Here is a 20,760-nt window from a genome sequence, read left to right on the forward strand (position 1 = left end):
TGCCGATGCGCCCGTCCCCGCTTGTCCGCGCTTTCCTCCGTCCTGTCACCCCGCAAGGAGTCCCCGCATGAACCATCGATTCGCCTCCCCCGCCGCCGTGGCCACCGCCCTGGCGGCCATGCTCGCCACCGCGCCGGTGCTGGCCGCCGACTACGTGCAGGCCCCCGGCTCCACCCTGGCCTTCGCCAGCAAGTACGACGGCGAGGTCTTCGCCGGCACCTTCCCCGGCTTCACCACCACGCTCAGCTTCGACCCGGACGACCTGTCCGGCGCCAGGCTCGACGTGGTGATCCCGCTGGCCGGCGCCCGCAGCGGCAACGACGAGCGCGACTCGACGCTGCAGGGGGCCGACTTCTTCGACGTAGCCAGGTTCGCCCAGGCGCACTACAGCGCCACCACGTTCCGCGCGCTGGGCGACGGCCGCTACGCGGCCGACGGCACCCTGGAGCTGCGCGGGGTCAGCAAGCCGGTGACGCTGACCTTCACCTGGGCGCCCGGCGCGCAGCCGGTGCTGACCGGCAAGGCCACGGTCAAGCGCCTGGACTTCGGTGTCGGCGGCGGCGACTGGGCCGACACCGGCACCATCCCCAACGAGACCGCGGTGAGCACCCGCGTCGTGTTCAAGGCGAAGTAGCCGGCGCATCCGCAGGCGCATGGCCGACGTCGCCGTCGTCGGCCAGCCAGCGCCGCAGCCGCGCCGCGTCGAACGGCCAGTCCAGCTCGCGCGCGCCATCGGCGAGCACCGGCACGCGCTCGCCATAGCGGCGCTCCAACGTCGCGTCGCCATCGACGAACACGCTGGCGAATTCGCCCGTGCCCGCATTCGCCAGCACGTCCAGGGCGAGATCGCACAGGTGGCAGTCGTCGCGTTGGTACAGGATCAGCGCCATCGACGCAGGCTAGAGCATTTTTCGTCGATGTGTCCGCAGATCGCCGCGTGGGAGCGGGGGGGGGCCCGGCGGGGCGCGCAACCCCCCCCCCCCACCCCCGGGGCGCCCCCCCCGGCGCGGTGTCCGCTGATCGCGGCGTGGGTGCGGCGTCCGCGGGGTGGCCACTTCACCAGGCACCCCATCGCGGCTGACGCCGCTCCCACGGGCCCGAGGCGGTCAGCGGGCGGCCGCCGGCTCCGGCATCAGCAGGAAGCGCACCGCGCGGCCGATCGCGGCCGGGACCACGGAGAAATGATCCTCGCCGGGGATCAGGTCCAGCTCCACGCTGGCGCCCGGCCGCGATGCCAGTGCCGCGGCCACCGCCTGCGCGTTCTCGTACTGCGCCATCGCCTGCAGCTGGCGATCGGCGGCGGCCACGTCGCCGCCGGGCGCCCCGGCCCAGGGCGCGGTGCGCCGCTCGTACTCGCCCACGGTGATCAGCACCCGCGGCGGCGGGGCGTCCTTCGTCGTTTCCTTGGCCGGCTGCAGCAGCGCCTCGCGGACCGTGCCGTCGCCGAACCACAGCGACGGGCTGGCGGCCAGCCAGGTCGAGAAGGCCTGCGGGCGGGTGGCCAGCACATGCAGCACGAACAGGCCGCCGAAGGAATGCCCGAACAGCGCCTGGCGCTCGCGGTCCACCGGCACCCGGCCGGCGACCGCCGGCTCGACGGCGTGCTGGATGAAATCGGCGAAGGCGTCGGCGCCGCCACCGCTCATGCGCCCGTTCTGCGGATTGCGCGCGGCCACCGGGGTCAGGTCCAGCACGCGCGCGCTGCGCACGTCGGTCCCGTCCGGGTAGCCGATGCCCACGATCACCGGCAGCGCGACAGCGCCCGCATCCGGCCGCCGGGCGATGGCCTGCACGGTCTCCACCGCGGTCAGGAACATCGCGTTGCCGTCCAGCACGTACAGCACCGGGTAGCCGTCGGGCGGCGCGGCGCCGTCGGGCCGGTACAGGAAGATGCGGTAGTCGCGGCCCTGCGGCGAACGCATGTCCCACTGCTGCGTGCCGGCGACCTGGACCGCGGCCGCAGGTGCCTCGGGTGCCGGGGCCAGCGCGGGAGCGGCCGGCGCCGCCAGCGCCGGTGCGAGCGGCGATGCCAGCAGGAACGACAGGACGATAGCGAGTTTCTTCATTGGACGGATTCCCATGCGGCCGGGCCGCGACAGACGTAAGGGCCAGGCCTACCAGTGCTTGTTGATCGTCAGCGCCAGGGTGCGTCCCAGCACCGTGGCGTTGGCCGCGTCGTACGGGTCGGCCAGCGCGTCGGTGGTGGCGGTGCCGCCATCGATGAACGGCGGATCGCGGTCGAACAGGTTGTTGGCGTACAGGCTTACCCGCATGTCCTCGAACAGCCCGCCGAAGCGGCTCAGGTCGTAGTCCAGCTGCAGGTCCCAGGTGGTCCAGGAGGAAATCTTCACCGGCGCGGTCGCCAGCGCCGGCGCGCCGCTGGCGCCGGGCACGTAGCAGCCGCTGCTGCACTGGTAGTCGTGCACGTAGTTGGCGGTGAGCGTGCCGCGGAACGCGCCCTGGTTCCAGCTCAGCCCCTGCTGCGAGCGCAGCCGCACCGGGTTGCCGGTGGAGCTGTACTTGCCGAGCTGGTCGACCCAGCTGCCGCCCGGGGTGCTCTGCACCTTGTACGAGAACAGCTGGGTGCCGCGCAGGAACAGGTCCAGGTAGCCGCCGGCGCCGACGTCGAGGCCGTAGGAGGCGTCGAAGTCCATGCCGTCCATCTTCAGGCTGGCCAGGTTCATCTGCGTGGCGTATACGATCATCGCCACGTCGTCGGCCGACTGCACCGCGCCGGCGCCGAGCTGGCCCAGGTAGCGCGGGTCCGACAGCATCGCCTGCACCTCGGCCGCGCTGGGGTTGGCGCTCAGGTTGCTGGCGTAGGGCGTGCTGCCGGTGGCGAAGTACTGCGCCAGGATCGCCGGCAGCGTGCCGCCCTGGATGCGCACGATGCGGTCGTCGATCTTGATGTTGAAGTAGCCCGCGCCCAGCTTCAGCCCCGGCGCCCAGCCGGGCGTGTAGTCGAAGCCGGCCGTCCAGGTCTTGGCCTCCTCCGGCTTGAGGCTGTCGCCGGCGCCGCCGGTGACCAGGATCGCGGTGAACGAGCAGTTGCCGCTGCCGCCCGGGGTGCCGACCACGCCGTTGAGCGGCACCATGGTGGTGGAACACGGCGCGGTGTACAGGTCCGCGCGCATGAACGCGGCGTTGCCGCCGGTGACCGGCTGCACGCCGTCGTACATGTAGCGCATCGGCGGCGCGTGGAACGAGGTGCCCCAGCTGCCGCGCAGGGTGAGGTCGTCGGTCGGCTTGAAGCTCACGCCGACCTTGGGGTTGGTGGTGCTGTAGTCGCCCAGCCCGGAGATGCGCTCGTGGCGCAGCGCCAGCGACAGGTCCAGCGCCTTGGCGAACGACCGCGCGTTGTCCTTGCCGATCAGCGGGATCGCCGCCTCGACGTAGCCGGCGGCGACGTCGCGCTCGGTGGTGCCGTAGGCCACGTGCACCGGATCGATGCTGCGCCAGTTGAAGTCCAGCTCGCCGCCGATGTTCTCGCGCCGCCAGTCCAGGCCCGCGGCCACCCGCAGCGCGCCGCCGGGCAGCTCGGCGAGCTTGCCGTCGACCTTGAAGGTGGCCTGCGCCAGCCACGAGCGGAAGGTCACGTCCTCGTAGCCGATCAGCTGGTCCAGCACCTGCGCCGACAGCGGGTCGGTGGAATAGGGATTGAACGCCTCGTAGCCCAGCGCGTCGCAATAGGCGCCGGCGGCGGTGGCGGCCGTGCCCAGCAGCGAGCAGGCCACCGAGCTGGGCGCGAAGGCGGTGCCGATGCGGTCGTAGATGCTGCCGTCGCGCAGCAGCTGCGAGCGGCGCTGCTGCTCCTCGCGGCTGTAGGACAGCGCGGCGTCGCCGTGCCAGTCGTCGGAGAAATCGAAGCGCACGCCGAGGTTGGCGGCCCAGCTCTCGACCTCGACCTCGCGGCGCAGGCCGCGGTCGTCGATCACCACGCCGAAATTGTTGGCCACGCCGGGGATGTAGTACGGGCTGGTCGCCGGCAGCGTGCCGTACAGCACCGCGTAGCCCTGGTCGTACTCGCCCTTGCGCTTGGTGTAGCGCAGGTCGCCGTACAGCGTGGCGGCCTCGCCCAGGGCCTGGTCGAACGTGCCGAACACGCTGTGGCGCTTCATCTGCGGCAGGATGTCGATGTTGTTCCACGGGTCGTAGGTGTTGCCGACGCCGTCGCTCACCGGCACCAGGTCCGCCGCCGTCAGCCCGGTGCCGGCGCCGGCGGGAACGCTGTAGACGACGTTGCCGGCACCCGAGGCGGTGGCGGAGAACAGGTTGGCGGCGCTGCCGGCGCGGGCGGTATAGCGCGGCCAGTTCACTCCGCCGCGGTCGCTGAAGTCGCCGCCGTTGTAGATGTCGCGGTCGCTGGCCGAGACGCTGTTCTGGCGGTTGAACTCGACCCCGGCGAAGGCGTGGCCGCCGTCCCACGAACCGCCCCAGGTCTGGCTGACCTGCAGCTGCTGGCCACCGCCCTGGGTGGTGGTGCCCAGGCGCACGCTGGTGTCGAAGCCCTCGGCGTCGCGCTTGAGGATGATGTTGACCACGCCGCCGACCGCATCGGAGCCGTACACCGCCGAGGCGCCGTCGGCCAGCACCTCGATGCGATCGATCGCCGCCAGCGGGATGTTGGAGATGTCGACGAAGTCGCCGAACTGGCCGGCGGCGGCGACGCGGCGGCCATCGACCAGCACCAGCGTGGACAACGCGCCCAGCCCGCGCAGGTTCACGCCCTGGCCGCCGGTGAGGTTGGCGCCGCCGGTGCTCGCGTCCTGGCCGCCCTGCACGTTGTCGGCCATGCCCACGCCGCCGGCGAAGTTGGCCGGCAGCTCGCGCAGGAAGTCGGCGACGGTCGCCTTGCCGCTGGCCTTGATCTGCTCGGCGCCGATCACCTGCACCACGTTGCCGGCCGGCTCGGCGCCGCGGATGTTGGTGCCGGTGACGACCACCGTGTCGAGTTGGCGCACGCCCTCGGCCTGGGTCGCGGCCGCCTCCTGCGCATGCACGGCCTGGGAGACGGCCAGCGCCAGCAGCGTCAGGCCACCGGCGAGTTTGATGTTCGGCTTGCTCATCGCTTGCATCCCCTGGTTCGTTCGAAGGCGACAGTCGGGTCCCCACCGTGGCGGCAACCTGCCATGCGGTGCCGCAGGCGGAATCTAGCAGGAACCCGCTGCCAGTCTCGGGTGCCAGTCGCATTGCAACAATGACCCCGATGCAGGATATTCGTTGCATCGATTGCAACACTCGCACATCCACCGCACGCCAGCCAGCCGCGAGCCCGCCGATGCGAACCTCCAGACAGATGCATACCCGGTGCGCCCGCGCCGCCGCACCCCGGATCTACCGGCCCGCCCGCCATGGATGAGATGCTCGACACGCGCCGGCTGCGCTACTTCATGCAGGTGCTGGAAAGCGGTTCGGTGCGCGCCGCCGCCGACGCCCTGGGCATGGACCCTTCCGCGCTCAGCCGCGCCATCGGCACCCTGGAGCGCGAGTGCGGCGTGCGCCTGTTCCAGCGCCACGGCCGCGGCGTCGCGGCCACCGACGCCGGGCAGCTGCTGGCCAGCTACGCGCGCCGCCAGCACAGCCAGCAACAGCACCTGCTGGTGCAGCTGGAAGGCATCCAGAAGGTCGAGCGCGGGCATATCGACATCATCACCGGCGAAGGCTTCGCCGACTGGCTGATGCGCCACAGCCTGCGCGACTTCATGGCCTCCCACCCGGGCATCACCATCGGCCTGGAGATCAGCGGCACCGACGAGATCGTGCAGCGCATCGTCGACGAGCGCGCGCAGATCGGCATGCTGTTCCAGCCGCCGAAGGACGAGCGCCTGCGCTCGCACTATTCGCACCCGCAGCCGATCCAGACGCTGGTGCTGGCCTCGCACCCGCTGGCTGGGCTGGAGCGTCCGCTCAAGCTCGCCGACCTGCTGCCCTACGCCGGGGCGACGCTGCGCCGCAGCTTCGGCATCCGCCAGCACATCGAGGCCGCCGAGATCAGCGAAGGCGTGCGCCTGAACACCCTGCTGACCACCACCTCGTTCCATGCCATCGGCCATTTCGTCGCCGCCGGCCTGGGCTACGCGCTGTCCACGCGCCCGGCCCTGGCGATGGACCGCGAGGACATGGTGGCGCTGCCGATGAAGAACCCGATCCTGCACCAGGGGCGCATGCACATCGTCTCCAAGCACGGGCGCATGCTGTCGCCGGCGGCGGCGGAACTGCTGCGGCGGATCGTGCACGACATCTCCGCCGGCACCGCGCCCGACTTCTGAGGGCGGTGCCTTCCAGGGCCTTCGAGGTGGCCCGACCTCGCACCACCTGCACAGCCGCATAGGGCCCGCGCCCGCGCCATGCGGCGACGATCTCCCCAGGCCCGTCCGGAGCCGCCCGGGGGTGGGCGGCATGCGCAGGCCGCTGCTTCCTGCCTGCTGGTGCTCCCAGCTCTTCAGGCGGATGCAAGCGCAGACCCGGCCCTGCAACGACGGATCACGACCTTGGAAGGCCCGCTTCCGAGGGAAACTTGCCTGCGCTGCCTGCACGGCAGAAGACAGTGGCCGACCGGCCTCGCGTCATCGACGGGTCCACGCGCGCACCGCGCAAGAGTTGCACGCAGTGCAACGCTTAGGCTCCTCCGCGGTCATTGTTGCAGCACCGGATTGTGCCGACACTGGCTGCCCATGCACCTTCCCGACCTCCTCCCTGCGCCCGCCGCGGCAGCCAAGTCCCGCCTGTTCGTGGCGGTCGTCGCCGCCACCGTGATCGCCGAACTGATCGGCCCGAGGGCACTGCCGCTGGGCTCGGCCCGCGTGGTGATCCTGCCGATGCTATGGGCGCTGCTGCTGGCCGCGCTGTGGAGCCTGGCCCAGCGCCGGCTGCCGGCGCCGCTGCGCATCGACACGCCGCTGCAGGTCCACGCCGGCCGGCTGCTCAACGCGGCGATGCTGCTGTTCGTCGCCAAGCTGGGGCTGATGGCCGGCCACGCCCTGCCGCAGCTGCGCCAGGCCGGCTGGGCGCTGTTCTTCCAGGAATTCGGCCACGCCTTCGGCACCCTGGCGCTGGGCCTGCCGCTGGCGCTGGCGCTGGGCCTCAAGCGCGAGGCGGTCGGCGCGACCTTCTCGATCGGGCGCGAGAACAACCTGGCGATCATCGCGCAGAAGTACGGCATGCGTTCGCCGGAAGGCCACGGCGTCATGGCCGAGTACATCACCGGCACCGTGCTGGGCGCGGTCTTCATCACCCTGCTGGCGAGCTTCGTCACCAGCCTGGGCATCTTCGACCCGCGCTCGCTGGCGATGGGCGCCGGCGTCGGCTCGGGCAGCCTGATGGCCGCGGCGATCGGCGCGATCAACGCGCAGCAGCCGCAGGCGCTGCACCCGCAGCTGATGGCGATCGCCGCCGCCTCCAACCTGATCGCCGGGGTGGTCGGCTTCTACTTCGCCCTGTTCCTGTCGCTGCCGCTGTGCAACTGGCTCTACGCGCGGCTTGAGCCGGTGCTGGGACGGCTGGCGCCGGCACGGCAACCGCAGCCGTCCGCCGAAGCGGCGCCCGCCGAGGCGCCGGCGCAGGCGCTGCCGCTGGCCGACAGCATCTACACCTGGGTATTGATGATCGTGGCGGTGACCGCCTGCAATGCGCTGTCGGCCGGCGTGCCGCCGCTGCGCACGCTGCCGGGCATGGCCGTCGTCATCGCCCTGGTCGCGATCGCCACCGTGCTCAAGCGCTGGCTGCCGCGGCTGCCGTTGATGCTGGCGCTGTCGCTGCTGGCCACCGCGGCCAGCGTGCCCGGGCTGTGGCCGTTCTCGGCCGCGGTCGCCGAACTCAGCGACCGCGTCCAGTTCATGAGCTTCACCACGCCGGTACTGGCGCTGGCCGGGTTCTCCATCGTCAAGGACCTGCCGGCGTTCCGCCAGCTGGGCTGGCGCATCGTGCTGGTCTCGCTGACCGCGACCGCCGGCACCTTCCTGTGCGCCACGCTCATCGCCGAATTCTTCCACTGACCCGAGATCACATGGACCGCGACTTCGCCATCGACCCCGACATCCGCGCGCGCATGCTGGCCTGGCGCCACGACATCCATGCCCATCCGGAAACCGCCTTCCAGGAGCACCGCACCTCCGACCTGGTCGCCGCCGCCCTGCAGGAGATGGGCCTGCCGGTGCACCGCGGCCTGGCCGGCACCGGCGTGGTGGCCACGCTGCGCAACGGCGACGGCCCGTCCATCGCCCTGCGCGCGGACATCGATGCGCTCGACATCCACGAGCTGAACGCGCTGCCCTACGCCTCGCGGCATCCGGGCAAGATGCACGCCTGCGGCCACGACGGCCATACCGCGATGCTGCTCGGCGCCGCCGCGCAGCTGGCACGCCGGCCGGACCTGCGCGGCACCGTGCATTTCGTGTTCCAGCCGGCCGAGGAGAACGAGGGCGGCGGCCGGGTGATGGTCGAGCAGGGGCTGTTCGAGCTGTTCCCCGCCGATGCGGTGTACGGCATGCACAACTTCCCCGACGTGCCCTACGGGCAGTTCGCCATCCGCGACGGCTGCATGACCGCGTTCCTGGACAACTTCGAGATCCGCGTCGGCGGCAAGGGCTGCCACGGCGCCACGCCGGAGCTGGGGATCGACCCCATCGCCGTCGCCGCGCAGTTGGTCAACGCGCTGCAGACCATCGTCAGCCGCCGCACCGCCGCGGCCGAGGCGGCGGTGGTCAGCGTGACCCAGATCCACGGCGGCGACACCTGGAACGTGATCCCGGCGAAGGTGGTCATGCGCGGCACCGCGCGCAGCCTGGATGCCGGCGTGCACGACCGCATCGAGGCGGCGATGGCGCAGATCTGCGCCGGCGTCGCCCAGGCGCACGGCGCCGACATCGCGCTGGACTACCGCCGCGGCTACCCCGGCGTGGTCAACACCGCGCGCGAGACCGGCGCGGCGATCGCGGCCGCGGCCAGCCTGGTCGGCGCCGAGCGGGTGCGGACCGACATCGCGCCGCTGATGGCCGGCGAGGACTTCGCCTTCATGCTGCAGCACCGGCCCGGCGCCTACATCGGCATCGGCACCCGCCGCGGCGCGGACACCGCGCCGGTGCACAACGCCCACTACGACTTCAACGACGACGCGCTGCCGCTGGGCGCGGCCTACTGGATCGCGCTGGCGCGGCGGCAGCTGACGGCCGGCTGACGGCCCGGCATCCCCAGCCGGCCGGCAGCCGCACCACGCAGGCCGGCGGCGGTTGCCGGGCCCGGCAGCGGCATCTGCGACGGCACGTCGCCGCATCCGCTGCATTATTTCGAAAATATCGCAAGAACTTCCCGGCATACTTGTCCCCGACACCAATAGTTCCCGATATTTTCGAAATTACACACCGCCGGCTTCGATGTCCTCCGTCCCGACCACCCTCGCCACGCGTACCTACCTGCAGCTGCGCCACGACATCGTCCGTGGCCGCCTGGCCGCGGGCAGCAAGCTGCGCCTGGTCGTCCTGAGCGCGCGCTACGGCGCCGGCATGTCGCCGCTGCGCGAGGCGCTGGCGCGACTGTGCGGCGAGCAGCTGGTGGTCAGCGAGGACCAGCGTGGCTTCATGGTCGCGCCGCTGTCGCTGCAGGAACTGGACGACATCGCCCGGGTACGCAACCTGGTGGTGGACGAGGCGATGAACGACTCGATCCTGCACGGCGACGGGTCGTGGGAGGCCTGCCTGCGGCAGTCGCTGGCGGCGCTGGGCGAGCTGGAAGCGCCTGTCTCCGGCCGCCCGGTGGTGCTGCCGCCGGAACAGCTCGATGCGCTGGAAGCGCGCAACCACGCCTTCCACCAGGCGTTGCTGGCGGCCTGCCGTTCGCCCTGGCTGCTCAAGCTGCAGGAAAGCTTCTACCACCAGGCCGAACGCTACCGCTACGCGGCCCTGCCGCGCGCGCGCGACAAGCGCTTCACCTGGGACGAGCACCAGGCCATCGCCGAGGCCGCGCTGCAGCGCAACGTGATCAAGGCCTGCCGCCTGCACGAGGAGCACCTGGCGCGCACCCACGCCAGCGTGCGCGCCGCGCTCGCCGACCGCCTCGGCCAGACCGCTCCTCCCGTCTTCGCCCCCCGTTCACAACGCAGCCGCTAAGCCATGGCCGTCAGCACCTTCGACCTGTTCAAGATCGGCATCGGGCCGAGTTCCTCGCACACGGTGGGGCCGATGCGCGCGGCCGAGCGCTTCGTCCACCGCTGGCTGCTCGATCCGGGCCGGCTGCCCGACGTGGCGCGCCTGCGCGCCGAGGTGTTCGGCTCGCTGGCGCTGACCGGCCGCGGCCACGGCACCGACAAGGCGGTGCTGCTGGGACTGGAGGGCCAGCGCCCGAACCTGATCGACCCGGACATCATCCCCGCCGCGCTGGAGCGCATCCGCAGCGGCAAGCGCATCAACCTCATGGGCCGGCACCAGATTGTCTTCGACGAGAAGCGCGACCTGGCGATGAACAAGCGCCAGAAGCTGCCCTACCACACCAACGGCATGCGCTTCACCGCCTTCGATGCCGCCGGCGAGGTCATCGCCACGCGCGACTACTACTCGGTCGGCGGCGGCTTCGTGGTCAACGCCGACGAGGCCGCCGAGGACCGCATCGTCGCCGACGAGACGCCGCTGCCCTATCCCTTCCACAGCGGCGACGAACTGCTGGCGCAGGCCGCGCACAGCGGGCTGAGCATCGCCCAGCTGATGTTCGAGAACGAGAAGAGCTGGCGCGGCGAGGACGAGATCCGCGCCGGCCTGCGCGAGATCTGGAACGCGATGCAGTCCTGCGTGGCGCGCGGCATCCGCGAGGAAGGCACCCTGCCCGGCGGCCTGCACGTCTCGCGCCGCGCGCCGGCGCTGTACCGCGAGCTGTCGTCCAAGCCCGAGGCGGCGATGCGCGACCCGCTGACCACGCTGGACTGGGTCAACCTGTACGCCCTCGCCGTCAACGAGGAAAACGCCGCCGGCGGCCGCGTGGTCACCGCGCCGACCAACGGCGCGGCCGGCATCATCCCGGCGGTGCTGCACTACTTCGACCGCTTCTGCCCGGGCAGCGGCGAGCAGCGCATCTTCGACTTCCTGCTGACCGCCGCGGCCATCGGCATCCTGTACAAGGAGAACGCCTCGATCTCCGGCGCCGAGGTCGGCTGCCAGGGCGAGGTCGGCGTGGCCTGCTCGATGGCCGCCGGCGGCCTGGTCGCGGCGCTGGGCGGCAACCCGGGGCAGATCGAGAACGCCGCCGAGATCGGCATGGAGCACAACCTCGGCCTGACCTGCGACCCGATCGGCGGGCTGGTGCAGATCCCCTGCATCGAGCGCAACGCCATGGGCGCGGTCAAGGCGATCAACGCCAGCCGCATGGCCATGCGCGGCGACGGCAAGCACAAGGTCTCGCTGGACAAGGTCATCCGCACCATGCGCGACACCGGCCGCGACATGCAGGACAAGTACAAGGAAACCTCGCGCGGCGGCCTGGCGGTGAACGTCATCGAGTGCTGAGCGGCCGCGACCTGTCCTCCCGGCATCGGGCCGACCGGGGCCGGTCGCGGCAACGTCCACCGGCGCGCGCCGGCGCGGGAGCGACGATCCTCCGATACCGCCCGCCGCCCGGGCAAGGCCAACGGCCGCACCCGGGGCACGAGGCCCGCCTGGCTCCCGGGTGCGCCGCGCCCGCCCGGGCTGCGTGGCCGTCCGGCCTGGTGGCCTGCTCCCGGCAGCGGTCGCAGGCACCGCACCGACGCGCACGGGACCGGATTCAACCCCGGCCCACGGCAGCCGATAATGGGATGGGAGTCTCAGGTCCATGCCATGCCCCAGCCGTCGCACGTCCTCGTCCGGATGACGCGCTCCCTCGCCGCAAGACTCTGCGTGGGCCTGGCGGCGTGCGGCTCGCTCCCGGCGGCCGCGCTGGATCCGCACAAGCCGTTCCACGACTACGTGCGCAACACCTGGTCGGTGGAACAGGGCCTGCCGCAACTGACCGTCAGCGCCATCGCCCAGGACAGGTCGGGCTATCTCTGGTTCGGCACCCAGGCCGGACTGGCGCGGTTCGACGGCGTGCGCTTCGTCACCTACGACATGGACACCGCGCCGGAACTGCCGGGCACCATGATCCACGCCCTGCACGTGGACCCGGCCGGGCGGCTGTGGATCGGCACGCCGCAGGGGCTGGCGGTACGCGAGGGCACGCGTTTCCGCCGCGTCGCCTTCCCCGGCGACGGTTCGCGCGCCTACGAGGTGTACGCGCTGGCGAGCCTGCGCGGCGGCGTCTACGCGGCGACCTCGCGCGGCCTGTACCGGGTGGACGGCGCCGCGCCCGAGCGCGTCGCGCGGGCGCCGGACGCGCCGCGCTCGCTGCTGGCCCAGGGCGATGCACTGTGGATCGGCGCTGCAGGCCAGGCCTGCCGCATGCAGGCCGAGCGGTTCGATTGCCGCCCGCTGCCGGCGGAAGCGGCCGCGGCCTCGGTGGACCGCCTGGCCGCGGCCCAGGGCGGGCTCTGGGCCGGTACCCGCGAGGGCCTGTTCCGGCTGGACGGCCGCTGGCAGCGCCACGAGCAGGCGCCGTCGCTGGCCAGGGCGCCGATCGAGGCGATGCTGGCCGACCACGACGCCAACCTGTGGGTGGCGACGCCGGCCGCGCTGGTCCGGGTCCGCGACGGCCGCGAGGCCGAGCGGATCGAAGGCGGCGAGGCGCTGCAGAGCCTGTACGAGGACCGCGAGCACAACCTGTGGCTGGGCAGCGCCGCCGAGGGCGTCAGCCGCCTGTGGAACGGCTGGACGCGGCGCTACAGCAGCCGCGACGGGCTGGCCAACCGCTTGCTGTGGTCGGTCGCGCAGGGCAGCGACGGCAGCATCTGGGCGGGCAGCAACGACGGCCTGGTGCGCTTCGACCACGGCCGCTTCCGGACGCTGGTGCGCGGGCGCGAGCTGCCGCACCCGGCCGTGTACTCGCTGCTGCCGGAGGCGGACGCGGTCTGGATCGGCACCCGCGCCGGCGCGGCGCTGTGGCGCCACGGCCGGCTGCAGCCGCTGCCCGCACTGGAGGCGATGCGCGGCACCCAGGTCAACGGCATCCTGCGCGACCGCCACGGCCAGCTCTGGTTCGCGACCGCGCGCGGCCTGTACCGCCTGGATGCGCAGGGGCGGATGCGGCGCTACGCCGAGCAGCAGGGCCTGCCCGACCCGCGCGTGCGCGTGCTGCACGAGACCCGCGACGGCACCCTGCTGGTGGGCACGCAGAACGGCCTGTACCGCTGGGACGGCACGCGCCTGCACGCGGCCGGGCCGGACCCCGCGATCGGCCAGGACCTGCACGTCACCGCCATCCACGAACTGCCCGGCGGGCAGTGGGTGCTGGGCACGCTCACCCACGAGGACCTGCTGATCGGCGACCACGGCCACTGGACGCGGCTGGGGCGCAACCGCGGCGTCCCGCTCAACGCGGCCTTCTTCATCAGCCACGACGACGACTACCTGTGGGTCGCCGGCCTGCGCGGCATCTACCGCGCGCCCATCGCCGACCTGCTGCACGCCATCCACGATCCCGCGCAGCGGGTGGCCGGGGAGATGCTGCTCAACGAACGCGGCGAACGCCATGGCGGGCAGAAGGGCGACTGCTGCAACGGCGCCGGCAACAGCCGCGGCTTCGTCCGCGACCGCGGCCTGTGGCTGCCCTCCCGCGACGGCCTGGTGGTGCTGCAGACCGACCAGGCCGCGCGCAACGACTACGCCCCGACCACGGTGATCGAGCGCGTGCAGGTCGCCGGACGCTGGATCGTGCTGGACCCGCGCGGCGACACCGGCACGCTGCCGCTGCCGGCCGGCGCGCGCGACCTCAAGTTCGAGTTCACCACCCTCTCCTTCCAGGCCGCCGACCACGTCGACATCCGCTACCGGCTGCGCGGCTACGACACGCAGTGGCGCACGCTGGACACCCCGGAGCAGCGCTCGGTGGCCTACACCAACCTGCCGCCCGGCGACTACCGCTTCGAGGCCAGCGGCAGCAACAACAGCGGCATCGCCAGCCATTCGCAGGCAGGCCTGGCCTTCAAGGTGCCGGCGTACTTCCACGAGACGCCGTGGTTCCATCTCTTGCTGACCTCGCTGATCGCGTGCGCGGTCTATGCCGGCTACCGGCTGCTGCGGCGGCGCTACGCCAGCCAGCGCGCCTTCCTCGAATACCTGGTGCAGAAGCGCACCCAGGACCTGCAACTGCTCAACCAGCGGCTGCAGGACATGAGCCTGACCGACTACCTCACCGGGCTGCGCAACCGCCGCTACCTCGCCCAGCAGATCCCCGCCGACCTGTCCTTCTACCGGCGCGATCCCGCCTTCCAGGCCGGCAACGACGCGGTGGTGTTCGTGCTGCTGGACGTGGACCACTTCAAGTCGATCAACGACGGCCATGGCCACGCCGCCGGCGACCGCATCCTGCAGCAGCTGGCCGAACTGCTGCAGTCGCTGGTGCGCGGCGGCGACTACGTCGCCCGCTGGGGCGGCGAGGAGTTCCTGCTGGTGTTCCGGCCGATGCTGCGCACGCAGGTGAGCGCGCTCGGCGACCGCCTGCTGCAGGCCATCGAGCGGCATGCCTTCGACGTCGGCGACGGCAAGCGTTACCCGCTGACCGTGTCGGCCGGGCTGGTGGAGTACCCGCTGTTCCCGCAGCAGCCGCAGCTGCTGGGCTGGGAACAGCTGATCACCCTGGCCGACCATGCGCTGTACTGGGTCAAGGAACACGGGCGCAGCAACTGGGCGCTGTATCGCGCCGCCGCGCACGCGCCGGCGTCGCCGGTCACACTGGATTCCTCCGATCCGGTGGAGCTGGTGGCGCGCGGACTGCTGGTGCTGGAATCGCCGGCGTTGCGGGCCGCCAGCTCCGACCCGGCGCCGCAATAGCCGCGGCCATCTCGCGGCCGCGGCGACCGCCATCGCGCCGGCGGCATGGATTAAGCTGCCATGCCGTCACCGCCAACGAGGCAACCATGAAGCGATCCGTCCCGCTCGCCCTGATGCTCGCCTGCGCGGCCGCGTCGGCAGCCCCCGCCGCCAGCTACGGGCCACGCCTGGAAGGCTTCGACTATCCGCACCCGGTCCAGCGCTTCGCCTTCGACTCGCAGCGGCAGGCGCTGGAGATGGCCTACATCGATGTCAGGCCGGAGCGTCCCAACGGCCGCACCGTGGTGCTGCTGCACGGCAAGAACTTCTGCGCCGCCACCTGGGAAGGCACGATCGAGCCGTTGCGACGGGCCGGCTACCGCGTGCTGGCGCTGGACCAGGTCGGCTTCTGCAAGTCGAGCAAGCTGCAGGCCTACCAGTTCTCGTTCGGCCAGCTGGCCGCCAACACCCATGCGCTGCTGCAGCAGGCCGGCGTCGACAAGCCGATCCTGGTCGGCCATTCGATGGGCGCCATGCTGGCCATGCACTACGCGCTGCAGTACCCCGGCGAGCTGGAACGGCTGGTGCTGGTCAACCCGATCGGCCTGGAGGACTGGAAGGCCGAGGGCGTGCCCTGGCGCAGCATCGATGCCTGGTATGCACGCGAACTCAAGACCACGGCCGACTCGATCAAGCAGTACCAGCTGAACGCCTACTACGGCGGCCACTGGAAGCCCGAGTACGACCGCTGGGTGCAGATGCAGGCCGGCCTGTACGCCGGTCCCGGCCACGAGGTGGTGGCCTGGAACCAGGCGCTGACCTCGGACATGGTGTTCAACCAGCCGGTGGTCCAGGACCTGCCGCGGCTGCGCGTGCCGACCACGCTGTTCATCGGCCAGCGCGACCGCACCGCCATCGGCAAGGACCTGGCGCCGCCGCCGCTGGCGGCCAGGCTGGGCGACTACCCGCAACTGGGCAAGCGCGCGGCCAAGGCCATCCCCGACGCGCAGCTGGTGGAGTTCGACGACCTCGGCCACTCGCCGCAGGTCGAGGCACCGGAACGCTTCAACAAGGCCCTGCTCGAAGCGCTGGCGCGCTAGGGCGCCTTCGGATCGTCCGCAGCCTTCTGCATGCGCGGGAGGCTGCGGATACCGCCGCCCCTCCATGGCGGCACGGCCCAGGCGAGTCCGTACGAGCAACCTGTAGGAGCGACCTGTAGGAGCGACTTCAGTCGCGATGAGGCCTTACCGGTAGAGCCCCATCGCGACTGAAGTCGCTCCTACATCGCCGCTGCATCGCTCCTACAAGTACAAGTACGAGAAACCATGCCGCAGCCAGAGCGTGAGTCCGCAACGGCCGCGCGACCTACCCCGCGGTGATCCGCAGCACGTCGTCCAGCAGCGCCGCCGCGGTCACTTCCGCGCCGGCGCCGGGTCCCTGGATCAGCAACGGTTGCTGGCGATAGCGATCGCTGCCGATCGCCACGCGATTGTCGGTACCGCTGCCGCCGCACAGCGGATGATCGGGCTCCAGTTCCCGCAGCGACACCGTGGCGCCGTCGCTGTCGAAGCGGCCGACGAAGCGCAGTCGGCGACCATGTGCCCGGGCCGCCTGCAGGCGCTCGGCCAGCGGCCCGTCGAGCAGCGGCAGGGCCGCATCGAGGTCGCGCAGCGCCACCGACGCAAGCTCCGCCGGCACCAGCGATTCCACCCGCACCTGCTCGGCCTCCAGCGCGAAGCCGGCCGCACGCGCCAGGATCAGCAGCTTGCGCCGCACGTCCTCGCCGGACAGGTCCAGCCGCGGATCGGGCTCGGTGTAGCCGCTGGCGGCGGCCTCGCGCACGCATTCGGAAAACGCGCGCGTACCGTCGAAGCGGTGGAACAGCCACGCCAGCGAGCCCGACAGCACGCCTTCCACCGAATGGATATGGTCGCCGCCGGCCGCCAGCGCGCGGATGCTGCCCAGCAGCGGCAGCCCCGCGCCCACCGTGGCGCTGTCGCCGTAGTACGCGCCGCTGGCATGGCGCGCCTCGGCGATCGCCTGCGCACGCGCCAGCTGGGCGCCATTGCCGAGCTTGTTGGCGGTGACCACGTGCACCCCGCGCGACAGCCATTCGGCATGCCAGTTGGCTACCGCGTCGCTGGCGGTGGCATCGACCAGCAGGTCGCCCTCGCGCAGGCCCTCGGTCTCCGCCCACGGCTGCAGCGACGACGGCTCCCGCGCCTGCGCCTGTCGTACCTGCTGCAGGGCCTGTACCGGCAGCGGCTCGCAGCTCAGCGCCAGCCGCGAATTGGCCAGCCAGGCGAACCGCGGCAGCTTCAGCTGACGTCGCTGTAGCGATTCATAGCGGGCGACGAAGGCGCTGCCGACCGTGCCGGTGCCCAGCAGCGCCAGCTTCGGCGCGTGGACGGGACGGCGCAGCGTCCGCACCGCCAGCGGGGCGACGCTGCTCATGCATCCACCGGTTCGCATTTGCGCACGGCCTGCGCCTGCGCCGCCACCTCCGCCTGCGCCCGCGCCAGGCCGGCCTGCAGGTCGGCCAGCAGGTCCTCGGCCGCCTCGATGCCCACCGACAGCCGCAGCAGGCCATCGGAAATGCCGGCCTTGGCACGCGCCTGCGGCGTCATCGCCGCGTGGGTCATGGTCGCCGGGTGCGCCACCAGGCTCTCCACCCCGCCCAGCGACTCGGCCAGGGTGAAGTAGCGCAGGCCCTCGACGAAGGCACGCACCGCCGCCTCGCCGCCGTGCAGCTCGAAGCTGATCATCGCGCCGAAGCCCTTCTGCTGGCGCGCCGCCAGCGCATGGCCCGGATGCGAGGCCAGGCCGGGGTAGTACACCTGCGACACCGCTCCATGGCCGTCGAGCAGCGCGGCGATCGCCTGCGCGTTCTCCTGGTGCACGCGCAGGCGCGCATCCAGCGTGCGCAGGCCGCGCAGGGTCAGGAACGCATCGAACGGCGAGCCGGTCAGGCCCAGCGCGTTGGCCCACCACACCAGCTGCTGGTGCAGCTCGGCCTGGCGCGCGATCACCGCGCCGCCGACCACGTCGCTGTGGCCGTTGACGTACTTGGTGGTCGAGTGGATCACCAGGTCGGCGCCGAACTCGATCGGCCTCTGCAGCGCCGGCGACAGGAAGGTGTTGTCCACCACCGCCAGCGCGCCGGCCTTGTGCGCGGCGTCGATGACGAAGCGCAGGTCGGTGATGCGCAGCAGCGGGTTGGACGGGGTCTCGATCAGCACCAGCGCCGGCGACTGCGCCAGCGCGTCGGCCAGCGAGCGCGGATCGGTCAGGTCGGCGGTAATCAGCTCGAAATGGCCTTTCTTGGCCAGCGCGTCGAACAGCCGCCAGCTGCCGCCGTAGGCATCGTGCGGCACCACCAGCTTCTGCCCCGGCTGCAGGAAGGCGTTGAGGATCAGGTTGATCGCGCCCATGCCGGTGGAGGTGACGACACCGCCGGCGCCGCCTTCCAGTTCCGCCAGCGCCTCGCCCAGCAGGTCGCGGGTGGGGTTGCCGCTGCGGGTGTAGTCGTAGGTGCGCTTCTGGTTGAAGCCCTCGAAGCTGAAGTTGGACGACAGCACGATCGGCGGCGTCACCGCGCCATAGGCGGTATCGCGGTCGATGCCGGCGCGCACGGCGGCGGTGGCGGAGCTGCAGGGAATGGCGGTGTCGTGCGGGATGCTCATGCGGTGGCTCCGGTGGGGCGAAGGGCGGTGGCGAGGATGGCGTCGATGCGGTCGTGTTCTTTCAGGAAGGCGTCGTGGCCGTAGGGCGAGCGCAGCACGCGCAGGCTGCCGCGCAGGCCCAGGCCCTCGACCAGGTTCACCAGCTCGGCCAGCGGCACCAGGCGGTCGCCCTCGACGGCCACCACCAGCGTCGGCACCGCCACCGCGGCCGGATCGACGCGGTGCAGGTCGATGGACTCGGACAGGCGCAGGTAGGCGTTGACCGGGGTGCGGGCGACGTACTGCGCGCCGGCGGCGTCGAGGTAGTCCTCGGCGGCCACGCGCACGCGGCCGTTGACCACCTCCGGCGCGGCGTCGAAGCGCTCGCCGAATTCCTCCGGGGTGCGGTAGCTGAGCATCGCGAACTGTCGGGCCAACGCCAGGCCATGCTGCTCGGCGCACTGCAACTGCCCCAGCGCCACTGCGCGCCGCTGCAGCGCGCGCCAAGCGGCGGCATAGGGGTGGGCGCGGTGGGCGCCGCTGACGGCGACCAGCTTCTGCAGCCGCGCCGGATGCCGGATCGCCAGCTGCAGGCCGACCAGCGCGCCGTAGGAATAGCCGACATAGCCCTGCAGCCGCTCGATCTCCAGCACGTCCAGCAGCGCGGCGATCGCGTCGGCCTGGTCGGCGGTGTCGATCGGCACGTCCAGCGAGCCGTCGGCGCCGAGGAAGTCGAAGGCGAGGATGCGCCGTGCGGCCGGGTCCAGCGCCCGCCCCGGGCCGACCAGGCCCTCGGCCCAGCCCTTCTCCTGGAACGTGGCGTTGGCCGCGACGTGGCGATGGGCGGAGATGCCGCCGGCCACGAACACCACCGGTGCCCCCGCCGCTCCCGCCAGCTCGTAGCGCAGGCGCAGCCGCTGCACCCCGGCGTGCCGCATCGGCAGGCTCACCTCGAACTCGCCGCGCACGGCGACCGGGCCATCGACATCGGCGATGGCGTAGCGACAGTGGCTTGGGGATTCGGCGGAAGCGGCGGCTGTGTTCACGAGACTCATGGCGGTGTCCGGGGAGCGGAAAACGGCCATCGAGCTTCGCGGAGCTCGCGTTCGACGTGCGAAGGCACGGATCGAACCATCTTTCGGCGGACGCGCAGTCCCCGCAGGATTTGGCACCTACGCGGTCGCTTGCGCTTCCGCGGGCTGCCCCGGCATCAAAGGGCCTGTCCCTCCGCCGGTCTCGATGGTGCGTGCACGATGCCACCGGCGCATGCGGATGTCAATCGCTTTATTCGGATGAAGCGATGGAACTCAACTGAAACCATTCCCGCGATAATCCGTGCCGGCCCCACCGGACGATCCGCACCTTGCCCATCGAACGCCGCGCAATCACCGCATGCGCATCCGGCACCCGCCTGGCCGCGACGATGCTGGCCGTGCTGCTGGCGGCCAAAGGCGGTCCGGCATCGGCGCAGGCCGCGCCGGCCGGCGTCGCGCCCATCGCGCAACTGCGGCTGCAACGCGAGGCCGGCCACTACGTCGCCCGCGCCGACAACCGCCTGCAGGGGCCGATCGAGGTCGAGCTGCGCTACCGCCAGGCCGACAATGTCGCCGCCGCGCCCCGGCTGCCCGCGCGCACCGTGGTCCCGGCCGGCGGCAGCGTGGTGGTGGCGCGCTTCTATCCCGCCGATGCCCGCCAGGGCGAAGAACTGGCGCTGTCGCTGGACGCGCTTCCTGGCGACCCGCGTGCCCGCGCCCGCGAGGCGGTCTACCGCCTGCCGTTCGCGCGGCCGCAGGTACGCGTGGACCAGGCCTTCGGCGGCAGCCACAGCCACACCGACGCGCAGAACCACTACGCCGTGGACTTCGCCCTGCCCGAAGCCACGCCGGTGCTGGCCGCGCGCCGCGGCACGGTGATGCAGGTCGAGCAGGACGCGCGCGCCGGCGGCGGGCAGGCGGCCAACCTCGTCCGCATCCTCCACGAGGACGGCAGCATGGCGGTCTATGCACATCTGCAGCACGCCAGTGCGCAGGTACGGCCCGGCCAGGTGGTCGATGCCGGGCAGCCGCTGGCGCTGTCGGGCAACACCGGCCAGAGCAGCGCGCCGCACCTGCATTTCGCGGTGCAGATCAACCGCGGCATGCGCCTGGTCTCGATCCCGTTCCGCATGCAGGGTCCGTCGGGCGAGCTGCGATTCCCGCGATCGGACTGAACCGGACGGCCATGGCCGGCATGGC

At 71.9% G+C, this 20,760-nt stretch carries 15 protein-coding genes and 1 riboswitch; of the genes, 9 read left to right on the plus strand and 6 right to left on the minus strand.

Features of this window, described 5'->3' with window-relative positions; translation table 11 throughout:
• Window positions 1-67: 67 nt before the first annotated feature.
• Window positions 68-634 (plus strand): YceI family protein, encoded by a 567-nt coding sequence (locus tag LRX76_RS16650; protein ID WP_231806751.1) that lies wholly within the window; start codon window positions 68-70, stop codon window positions 632-634.
• On the opposite strand, the gene LRX76_RS16655 is transcribed toward LRX76_RS16650, so the two are convergent.
• The 3 genes from LRX76_RS16655 to LRX76_RS16665 all read right to left on the minus strand — a co-directional run bounded on the left by LRX76_RS16655 (window position 621) and on the right by LRX76_RS16665 (window position 5,066).
• Window positions 621-890, minus strand: coding sequence for a glutaredoxin family protein (locus LRX76_RS16655; protein ID WP_231806752.1), 270 nt, complete (start codon window positions 888-890; stop codon window positions 621-623). The two genes, LRX76_RS16650 and LRX76_RS16655, sit on opposite strands and share 14 nt — an antisense overlap.
• A gap of 216 nt (window positions 891-1,106) precedes the next feature.
• Window positions 1,107-2,066 (minus strand): alpha/beta hydrolase-fold protein, encoded by a 960-nt coding sequence (locus LRX76_RS16660; RefSeq protein ID WP_231806753.1) that lies wholly within the window; start codon window positions 2,064-2,066, stop codon window positions 1,107-1,109.
• 48 nt (window positions 2,067-2,114) lie between these two features.
• Window positions 2,115-5,066 (minus strand): TonB-dependent receptor, encoded by a 2,952-nt coding sequence (locus tag LRX76_RS16665; protein ID WP_231806754.1) that lies wholly within the window; start codon window positions 5,064-5,066, stop codon window positions 2,115-2,117.
• Between the two features lie 294 nt (window positions 5,067-5,360).
• Here LRX76_RS16665 and LRX76_RS16670 point away from each other — a divergent pair, with 294 nt between their 5' ends.
• From LRX76_RS16670 to LRX76_RS16700, 7 genes are all read left to right on the plus strand, one after another.
• Window positions 5,361-6,269 carry a LysR family transcriptional regulator gene (locus tag LRX76_RS16670; protein WP_231806755.1) on the plus strand — a complete coding sequence of 303 codons (909 nt, stop codon included), beginning with the start codon at window positions 5,361-5,363 and terminating at the stop codon, window positions 6,267-6,269.
• A 405-nt stretch (window positions 6,270-6,674) separates the two neighbouring features.
• Window positions 6,675-7,994 carry a DUF3100 domain-containing protein gene (locus LRX76_RS16675; RefSeq protein WP_231806756.1) on the plus strand — a complete coding sequence of 440 codons (1,320 nt, stop codon included), beginning with the start codon at window positions 6,675-6,677 and terminating at the stop codon, window positions 7,992-7,994.
• Between the two features lie 11 nt (window positions 7,995-8,005).
• Window positions 8,006-9,175: a M20 aminoacylase family protein gene (locus LRX76_RS16680; protein ID WP_231806757.1), complete on the plus strand. Its 1,170-nt coding sequence runs from the start codon at window positions 8,006-8,008 to the stop codon at window positions 9,173-9,175.
• 196 nt (window positions 9,176-9,371) lie between these two features.
• A complete protein-coding gene (locus LRX76_RS16685; protein ID WP_231806758.1) occupies window positions 9,372-10,103 on the plus strand; it encodes an FCD domain-containing protein in 732 nt (243 codons plus the stop codon).
• A gap of 3 nt (window positions 10,104-10,106) precedes the next feature.
• Window positions 10,107-11,489, plus strand: a complete 1,383-nt coding sequence (locus LRX76_RS16690; RefSeq protein ID WP_231806759.1) for an L-serine ammonia-lyase — start codon at window positions 10,107-10,109, stop codon at window positions 11,487-11,489.
• Window positions 11,490-11,828: 339 nt separating this feature from the next.
• Window positions 11,829-14,885, plus strand: coding sequence for a ligand-binding sensor domain-containing diguanylate cyclase (locus LRX76_RS16695; RefSeq protein WP_231806760.1), 3,057 nt, complete (start codon window positions 11,829-11,831; stop codon window positions 14,883-14,885).
• 86 nt (window positions 14,886-14,971) lie between these two features.
• Entirely contained in the window at window positions 14,972-15,964 is a 993-nt protein-coding gene (locus LRX76_RS16700) for an alpha/beta hydrolase (RefSeq protein ID WP_231806761.1), read from the plus strand.
• Between the two features lie 265 nt (window positions 15,965-16,229).
• Here the strand turns inward: LRX76_RS16700 and LRX76_RS16705 are convergent, their stop codons facing one another.
• The 3 genes from LRX76_RS16705 to LRX76_RS16715 are packed head-to-tail and all read right to left on the minus strand — an operon-like array spanning window position 16,230 to window position 19,581.
• Window positions 16,230-17,318: a homoserine dehydrogenase gene (locus LRX76_RS16705; RefSeq protein ID WP_231806762.1), complete on the minus strand. Its 1,089-nt coding sequence runs from the start codon at window positions 17,316-17,318 to the stop codon at window positions 16,230-16,232.
• Window positions 17,315-18,547 carry an O-succinylhomoserine (thiol)-lyase gene (locus tag LRX76_RS16710; protein WP_231806763.1) on the minus strand — a complete coding sequence of 411 codons (1,233 nt, stop codon included), beginning with the start codon at window positions 18,545-18,547 and terminating at the stop codon, window positions 17,315-17,317. The genes LRX76_RS16705 and LRX76_RS16710 overlap by 4 nt, the downstream gene beginning before the upstream one ends.
• A complete protein-coding gene (locus LRX76_RS16715) occupies window positions 18,544-19,581 on the minus strand; it encodes a homoserine O-succinyltransferase (RefSeq protein ID WP_231806764.1) in 1,038 nt (345 codons plus the stop codon). Before LRX76_RS16715 ends, LRX76_RS16710 begins: the two co-directional genes overlap by 4 nt.
• A gap of 73 nt (window positions 19,582-19,654) precedes the next feature.
• Window positions 19,655-19,772, minus strand: a riboswitch (SAM riboswitch).
• A gap of 117 nt (window positions 19,773-19,889) precedes the next feature.
• Here LRX76_RS16715 and LRX76_RS16720 point away from each other — a divergent pair.
• A complete protein-coding gene (locus LRX76_RS16720) occupies window positions 19,890-20,735 on the plus strand; it encodes a M23 family metallopeptidase (RefSeq protein ID WP_231806765.1) in 846 nt (281 codons plus the stop codon).
• Window positions 20,736-20,760: the final 25 nt, after the last annotated feature.

It is taken from the genome of Stenotrophomonas sp. MMGLT7 (genome assembly GCF_021168555.1).
Lineage (GTDB): Bacteria > Pseudomonadota > Gammaproteobacteria > Xanthomonadales > Xanthomonadaceae > MMGLT7.

Excerpts from the sequence above, each read along its gene's own strand:
- LRX76_RS16650 (WP_231806751.1), top strand. The coding sequence starts at position 68 with ATGAACCATCGATTCGCCTCCCCCGCCGCCGTGGCCACCGCCCTGGCG.
- LRX76_RS16655 (WP_231806752.1), bottom strand. The coding sequence starts at position 890 with ATGGCGCTGATCCTGTACCAACGCGACGACTGCCACCTGTGCGATCTC.
- LRX76_RS16660 (WP_231806753.1), bottom strand. The coding sequence starts at position 2,066 with ATGAAGAAACTCGCTATCGTCCTGTCGTTCCTGCTGGCATCGCCGCTC.
- LRX76_RS16665 (WP_231806754.1), bottom strand. The coding sequence starts at position 5,066 with ATGAGCAAGCCGAACATCAAACTCGCCGGTGGCCTGACGCTGCTGGCG.
- LRX76_RS16670 (WP_231806755.1), top strand. The coding sequence starts at position 5,361 with ATGCTCGACACGCGCCGGCTGCGCTACTTCATGCAGGTGCTGGAAAGC.
- LRX76_RS16675 (WP_231806756.1), top strand. The coding sequence starts at position 6,675 with ATGCACCTTCCCGACCTCCTCCCTGCGCCCGCCGCGGCAGCCAAGTCC.
- LRX76_RS16680 (WP_231806757.1), top strand. The coding sequence starts at position 8,006 with ATGGACCGCGACTTCGCCATCGACCCCGACATCCGCGCGCGCATGCTG.
- LRX76_RS16685 (WP_231806758.1), top strand. The coding sequence starts at position 9,372 with ATGTCCTCCGTCCCGACCACCCTCGCCACGCGTACCTACCTGCAGCTG.
- LRX76_RS16690 (WP_231806759.1), top strand. The coding sequence starts at position 10,107 with ATGGCCGTCAGCACCTTCGACCTGTTCAAGATCGGCATCGGGCCGAGT.
- LRX76_RS16695 (WP_231806760.1), top strand. The coding sequence starts at position 11,829 with ATGACGCGCTCCCTCGCCGCAAGACTCTGCGTGGGCCTGGCGGCGTGC.
- LRX76_RS16700 (WP_231806761.1), top strand. The coding sequence starts at position 14,972 with ATGAAGCGATCCGTCCCGCTCGCCCTGATGCTCGCCTGCGCGGCCGCG.
- LRX76_RS16705 (WP_231806762.1), bottom strand. The coding sequence starts at position 17,318 with ATGAGCAGCGTCGCCCCGCTGGCGGTGCGGACGCTGCGCCGTCCCGTC.
- LRX76_RS16710 (WP_231806763.1), bottom strand. The coding sequence starts at position 18,547 with ATGAGCATCCCGCACGACACCGCCATTCCCTGCAGCTCCGCCACCGCC.
- LRX76_RS16715 (WP_231806764.1), bottom strand. The coding sequence starts at position 19,581 with ATGAGTCTCGTGAACACAGCCGCCGCTTCCGCCGAATCCCCAAGCCAC.